This window comes from Streptomyces sp. PU-14G, from assembly GCF_041028275.1.
Classification (GTDB): domain Bacteria; phylum Actinomycetota; class Actinomycetes; order Streptomycetales; family Streptomycetaceae; genus Streptomyces.
The window spans coordinates 1-5523 of the sequence record NZ_JASKYT010000402.1 but is presented as its reverse complement, the minus strand read 5'-3'; the positions used below and the strand labels follow the sequence as shown (position 1 = coordinate 5523).

Below are 5523 nucleotides of genomic sequence, written 5' to 3'. Positions count from 1 at the left end.
CGCGCACAGGCGGGCACCGCCGGGCGGGACGCGGACCCGGGAGCGCACGAGCGCCACGGGCACGGCAACGGCAAGGGGCAGGGGCGGGGGCAGGGCCATGCCCGGCCTGGCTCGGGCGTGTGCGAACTGGGCGAGGCCTACGGGCGGTGGGAAGCGGACAGCGCTCAGGCCCGCATCTGCCGTGACACCTACGGCCGGTGAGCCCGGACGGCAGGTGAGACCCTGCGGCAGATGAGCCCCTGCGGCAGATGAGCCCCTGCGGCAGATGAGCCCCTGCGGCCGAGGAACCCCTACGGCAGGTGCTCCCCGCCTCCGCTCGCCCCGTCCACGGTGCCGCCAGGTGAGGCGGCACCGTCGGCCAGCCGCTTCTCCAGACGCTCGATCGCCGCGCGGATGCCCTCTCCGTACGCGTCGGCGGGCAGCGCGTCCAGCTTGTCCCGGGCCCGCTCCAGCGCGCTTTGGGCCGCGCTCTGGTCACCGAGCTTGGCATGGCCCGCGGCGATGTTGAGATGCAGGGACGGGTAGAGGGAGCGGACGGCCAGCTGGTGTTCGCCCCAGCTCACCTCGTCCCCTCGCAGGGCGTCGGCGGCGGCGAGCGCGCGCAGGTCCCACACGAGCTCGTCGGCCGGCTCGTCCTGGGTGTCGGCCATGTAGTGCGCGATGGTGCAGCGGTGGAAGAGGTCCGCCGCGGGGTCCGTCTCCGCCCACAGGGCGGCGAAGCGGTTCCTCGCCTCCTCCCGGTCGCCGCCGCGGTGCAGCATGATGGCCTGGCCGATTCTGACCATGGTCGCGTCCTCCGCGCCCTGGGGCGCGTCCTGCTGGGGCTCCGCCACGGGGGCTCCTCCCGTTCGCCGTGTGCCGTACGCCGTGTGCCGTAGGCCGCCTCGCACGACCGCTTCATCGGTCGTCCTACGACGCTAACGGCCGCCTCTGACAATGGCGCACACCACGGGCTGAGCCCCGGCGCGGCTCAGCCCAGATCGGGGATGCGCCAGTCGATGGGCGTGTGGCCCTGGGCGGCGACGGCCTCGTTGATCTGGGTGAAGGGCTGGGAGCCGAAGAACCGCTTGGCCGAGAGCGGCGAAGGGTGGGCGCCCTGCACCACGGCGTGTCGCTCGGTGTCGATGAGGGGGAGCTTCTTCTTCGCGTAGTTGCCCCAGAGGACGAAGACCGCCGGATCGGGGCGCCGGGCGACGGCACGGATCACGGCGTCGGTGAACTTCTCCCAGCCCTTGCCCTTGTGCGAGTTGGCCTCTCCCCCGCGCACGGTCAGCACCGCGTTCAACAGCAGTACGCCCTGCTCGGCCCACGGCATCAGATACCCGTTGTCGGGCACGGGGTGGCCGAGCTCCTCGCGCATCTCCTTGTAGATGTTCCGCAGCGAGGGCGGTGTCCGGACGCCGGGGCGGACCGAGAAGCACAGGCCGTGGCCCTGTCCGGGACCGTGGTAGGGGTCCTGGCCCAGGACGAGGACCTTCACCTGCTCGTACGGCGTGGCGTCGAGGGCGGCGAACACCTCCTCGCGGGGCGGGTACACCGGGCCGCGCTCCCGTTCCTCCTCGACGAAGACCGCCAGCTCCTTGAAGTAGGGCTGCTCGGTCTCCTCACCGAGCACGCCCTGCCAGGACTGGGGGAGCATCTCCTTCACGCGCTGTACCTCCTGCGGTGCCGCTCACCGGGCCCCGTGCCCGACGACCGCACCGAAGGTACCGTCCGCCACCGACAGTCCCGGACGGGAGGCCGGGGGCGCTACCAGCTCGACTTCTTGTACAGCTCCCACATCCGCATGATGACCGACGAGTCGATCGCCCATTCGACGCCCGCGACGTCCTTCTCGGAGGCGATGTAGACCTTGCCCTGCCACAGCGGCAGCAGCCGCACGTCCCGTGCCAGCAGCTTCTGGGCCTTCGCGAAGGCCTGCCCGGCCGCTCCCCGGTCGCTCTGCTTGCGCGAGGACGGCAGCAGCTCCTCGGTCAGCTCCCGGTTCCGGTAGGGGGTGCCCATCGCGTTGTCCTCACCGACGAACGGCGTGATGTAGTTGTCCGCGTCCGGGAAGTCGGCCGACCAGCCGCGGCCGAAGACCGGATAGTCCCCCTTGAGGTAGCCCTTTTGGAAGTCGTCCCAGCCGCGCGACTTGACGGTGATGTCGAAGAGCCCCGAGCCCTCCAGCTGCTCCTCCAGCTCCGCGAACTCGCGCCGGGTGGAATCCCCGTAGCGGTCCTCGGCGTACCAGAGGGTCAGGCTCACCTTGTCGGTGATGCCCGCGTCGCGGAGGGTGTGGCGGGCCTTCTTCACGTCCGGGCGCCCGTAGCGGTCGAGGAAGGCGTTGGTGTGCCCGGTGACGCCGGTGGGGACCATGGAGTACAGCGGGTCGGCCGTCCTGTCGTAGACGTCACGCACCAGTTCGGTACGGTCCACGAGCTGGGCCACCGCCCGGCGCACCGCGGGCTTGGCCGCCTGCTCGTCCTCCGGGTTGAAGACCAGGAAGTGGACCTCCGAGCCGGTCATCTCGTTGAGGTCGAAGGAGTCGTCGCCGGAGGAGCCCGCCTCCTGGAACGCGGAGATCTGCCCCGGGGTCAGCCCGCGGTAGGTGAGGTCTATTCGCCCGTCCTTCAGGTCGCTGACCATCCGGGCCGAGCGCGAGTAGTACCGGATGGTGACGGAGTCGTTGCGCAGTTCGGCCGGGCCCTTGTAGTCGGGGTTCCTGACCAGTTCGGCGCGCTTGCCCGGCTGGTAGTCCTCGAGCGTGTACGGCCCCGAGCCGGTGGCCGTGTCGCCGGGGTGCAGGCTGGCGCTCGGGTACTCGTCGGGGTCGACGAGGGAGGTGGCGGGGGTGGAGAGGATGAACGGGAAGGTCGCGTCCGACTTCTTCAGGCGGAAGACCACCGTGCGGTCGCCCTTGGTGATGACCTCGTCCAGGTTGGCCAGCAGCGCGGAGGGGCCCGACGGGGACTCGATGGAGGTGGTGCGGTCGAAGGAGTGCTTGACCGCTTCGGCGTCCAGCGGCTTGCCGCTGGAGAAGGTGAGTCCCTTGCGCAGGACGCAGCGGTAGACCTTGCTGGCCGCGTCGGTGAAGCCGCACCTCTTGGCGGCGTCCGGTTCGGGCGAGGTGCCGGAGTTCGGGACGGTCATCAGCGTCTGGTAGATGTTCCTGTAGAGCTCCCAGGAGCCGTCCCAGGCGGCGGCCGGATCCAGGGAGCTGGGAGCGCTGGTGGTACCGACCACGATGCTGTGCTCCTCGTCGCCGCCCCCGGTCAGCGAGCTGCACCCGGTCACGAGTGCGAGGGGGAGGATGGTCGCTGCGGCTCTCAGCAGCCCGTTCCGGTCGAACAACGTGCGCTCCTCAGTCGGCGGTGCCTGTCTGGCTGATGCGGTGCCCAGGACGCGCCCGCGCCCGGGCGCTGTCCAAGACGGAGAAAGCGCCCTGACATTACCCCAGCCACAGCCGTATCGGAGCCCCAACAGGCGTCCGGGCACCGGTAGTTGATCTTCCGGTGCCCGGACGGGTTCACGGCCTGCCGCTTCGCGGCATACCGCTGCGCGTTCTCGGCGTCACGCGACTCCGGACCGGCGTCACTCGGCCCCGGACCGGCGTCGCTCGGCTCCGGACCGGCGTCACGCGACCGGCCCCGGACCGGCGTCGCTCGGCTCCGGACCGGCGTCACACGGCCCCGGACCGGCGTCACACGGCCCCGGACCGGCGTCACGCGGCCCCGGACCGGCGTCACGCGGCCCCGGACCGGCGTCACGCGACTCGGGGTCGGCGTCACGCGGCTCCAGCTCCGCGTCACTCGACTCCGGCGTTGAGGAACAGGCCGCCGTCCACAGTCAGGGTCTGGCCGGTGATCCAGCCCGCCTCCGGGGAGGTGAGGAACGCGGCGGCGCCCGCCACGTCCTCGGGCGCACCCAGCCGCCCCATCGGGTAGCGGGCGGCTGCCTGCTCCTCACGGCCCTCGTACAGGGCGACGGCGAACTTGGTCTTGACCACGGCGGGCGCCACCGCGTTAACCCGCACCCGCGGCGCGAACTCGTGCGCGAGCTGGAGGGTCAGGTTGACCATCGCGGCCTTGCTCATGCCGTAGGCACCGATGAAGGGAGAGGCCGAGATGCCGGCGATGGAGGCGACGTTGACGATGGTGCCGCCGTTCTCACTCTGCCAGGCCGCCCAGGTGCGCTGCGCGAAGCCGAGCGCCGAGATCACGTTCGTCTCGAACACCTTGCGCGCGACGTTCAGGTCCAGCTCGGCCATCGGCCCGAACACCGGATTGGTGCCCGCGTTGTTGACCAGGTGATCGACGCGCCCGTAGGTCTCCATCACCCGCTCGACGACGGCCGCCTGGTGTTCGAGGTCGTGCGCCTTGCCCGCGACGCCCATCGCCCGGTCGGAGCCGAGCCGCTCGACCGCCTCCCTGAGCGCCTCCTCGTTGCGCCCGGTGATGCACACCCGGTCGCCGCGCGCCACCAGCGCCTCGGCGATGCCGTAGCCGATACCGCGGCTGCCGCCGGTGATGAGGGCGACCTGCCCGCTGTCGGGGCGCCCGCCGCCCGCTGTCTGCTGTGTCATCTCGCTGTTCCCGCCTCTTGTCGCTTCCCGCCGGCCGTCAGTCGAGCGGCCCGCCGGCGATGTACAGCACCTGGCCCGAGACGAACCCGGCCTTCTCGTCGGCGAAGAAGGCGACCGCGTTGGCGATGTCCGCGGGCTCGCCCACGCGCTGCACGGGGATCTGGGTGGCGGCCGCGGTCTTGAAGTCGTCGAAGCCCATGCCGACGCGCGCGGCGGTGGCCGCCGTCATGTCGGTGGCGATGAAGCCGGGGGCCACCGCGTTGGCGGTGATGCCGAACTTGCCCAGCTCCTTGGCGAGCGTCTTGGTGAAGCCCTGCATGCCGGCCTTGGCCGCCGAGTAGTTGACCTGGCCGCGGTTGCCGAGCGCCGAGGACGAGGACAGGTTGACGACACGGCCGAAACCGGCATCCACCATGTGCTTCTGGCAGGCGCGGGACATCAGGAAGGCACCACGCAGGTGCACGTTCATGACGGTGTCCCAGTCGTCGTCGCTCATCTTGAACAGCAGGTTGTCGCGCAGCACCCCGGCGTTGTTCACCAGCACGACGGGCGCCCCGAGCTCGTCGTTGACGCGCGCGACGGCGGCCTCGACCTGGGCCGAGTCGGAGACGTCGCAGCCGACGGCGAGCGCCTTGCCGCCCTGTGCGGTGATCTCCTCGACGGTCTGTGCGCAGGCGCCCTCGTCGAGGTCGAGGACGGCGACGGCGTGGCCCTCGGCCGCCAGACGGACGGCGGTTGCCGCGCCGATCCCTCGGGCTGCGCCCGTCACGATGGCGACTCGCTGCTCGGTGCTGGACATGCTGGTCTCTCCTCGGCCTGAGTGGATGAGCGGGTGAGCTGGGTGAGCAACCGCTTAGTACCTACGGCAGTCGTGACGCTATGAGGCGGGCAACGCCCTGTCAACGCCAGGCCATGGGGCCGCCGGGGTCACCCGAGCGCCCCGGCCCCCGGCCCCGGCC

5 protein-coding genes and 1 pseudogene are annotated in these 5523 nt (G+C 71.2%); 1 reads left to right on the top strand and 5 read right to left on the bottom strand.

All coding sequences use genetic code 11. The features are described 5' to 3' along the window. A pseudogene (locus tag AB8Z75_RS29970) lies at positions 1-201 on the top strand (hypothetical protein); the annotation flags it as partial. A gap of 89 nt (positions 202-290) precedes the next feature. Here AB8Z75_RS29970 and AB8Z75_RS29965 read toward each other — a convergent pair. The 5 genes from AB8Z75_RS29965 to fabG form a co-directional block, all read right to left on the bottom strand. Next, on the bottom strand, positions 291-833 hold the full coding sequence (locus AB8Z75_RS29965) for a hypothetical protein (RefSeq protein WP_369207453.1): 543 nt from the start codon (positions 831-833) through the stop codon (positions 291-293). A gap of 137 nt (positions 834-970) precedes the next feature. Beyond that, positions 971-1648 (bottom strand): uracil-DNA glycosylase, encoded by a 678-nt coding sequence (locus AB8Z75_RS29960; protein WP_369207451.1) that lies wholly within the window; start codon positions 1646-1648, stop codon positions 971-973. 101 nt (positions 1649-1749) lie between these two features. After that, positions 1750-3333 carry an ABC transporter substrate-binding protein gene (locus AB8Z75_RS29955; RefSeq protein WP_369207449.1) on the bottom strand — a complete coding sequence of 528 codons (1584 nt, stop codon included), beginning with the start codon at positions 3331-3333 and terminating at the stop codon, positions 1750-1752. Between the two features lie 454 nt (positions 3334-3787). After that, positions 3788-4564 carry an SDR family oxidoreductase gene (locus AB8Z75_RS29950; protein ID WP_369207447.1) on the bottom strand — a complete coding sequence of 259 codons (777 nt, stop codon included), beginning with the start codon at positions 4562-4564 and terminating at the stop codon, positions 3788-3790. A gap of 37 nt (positions 4565-4601) precedes the next feature. Further along, complete coding sequence (gene fabG / locus AB8Z75_RS29945; protein ID WP_369207445.1) at positions 4602-5363, bottom strand: 3-oxoacyl-ACP reductase FabG; 762 nt, start codon at positions 5361-5363, stop codon at positions 4602-4604. Positions 5364-5523 lie beyond the last annotated feature (160 nt).

Bases quoted from the DNA above. Each gene is read 5' to 3' on its own strand.
- AB8Z75_RS29950 (WP_369207447.1), bottom strand. From the start codon at position 4,564: ATGACACAGCAGACAGCGGGCGGCGGGCGCCCCGACAGCGGGCAGGTC.
- fabG (WP_369207445.1), bottom strand. From the start codon at position 5,363: ATGTCCAGCACCGAGCAGCGAGTCGCCATCGTGACGGGCGCAGCCCGA.